This window comes from Vibrio sp. YT-19(2023), assembly GCF_033337395.1.
Genome location: NZ_JAWOQN010000375.1, coordinates 1 through 779, shown reverse-complemented (window position 1 = coordinate 779; position 779 = coordinate 1). Strand labels below are relative to the sequence as shown.

Genomic DNA, 779 nt, shown 5'->3' with positions numbered 1-779 from the left:
GGATTCACTGGCGATATCGAAAGCCAATATTCAAGTCGTTTAGCTGTCGCTACTGACAACAGCGTTTACCAGCAACTTCCTCAAGCAGTCGTCCATCCTCGAACGACTCAAGATGTTTCTCTCATCGGGAAACTGAGCAATCAAGAAAAGTACGAAAGAATCACGTTCTCCCCTCGTGGTGGCGGTACCGGTACAAATGGCCAGTCGCTGACCAAAGGCATTGTGGTGGATTTGTCTCGCCACATGAATAAAGTATTGGAAGTGAATGAAGATGAAGGGTGGGTTCGCGTTCAAACTGGTGTTGTGAAAGATCAGTTGAACGATGCGGTTCGTCCTTACGGCTACTTTTTCTCTCCAGATTTGTCGACCAGCAACCGCGCAACGATTGGCGGGATGGTGAATACCGACGCCTCTGGTCAAGGCTCTCTTAAATACGGGAAAACGTCTGATCATGTACTGTCGTTGCAAGCGGTGTTTGCTGACGGCTCGATTTTAGAGTCTGATTTGTCTCATGGTTATCCAAAAGAAGGCGAGTTTGCCGCTACGGCGTTACAAGTGACGGAATCAGTTTGTCGAGATAAACGCCAGCAGATAGTGGATAAATTCCCTCCTCTCAACCGCTTCCTAACGGGCTACGACTTAAAGAACGCGTTAAATGAAGAAGATGACCGCTTCGATATCACACGAGTGCTGTGTGGAGCAGAAGGCTCATTGGCCTTTATTACGGAAGCGAAGCTAAACCTGACGCCAATTCCGAAAGCGCGTACCTTAGTTAACGT

At 48.1% G+C, this 779-nt stretch carries 1 protein-coding gene; it reads left to right on the top strand.

The genetic code is table 11. From position 1 onward, the window contains the following. Positions 1–779 (top strand): FAD-binding oxidoreductase (locus R7E78_RS25990; RefSeq protein ID WP_318058590.1); only part of this gene is annotated, 779 nt, incomplete at both ends.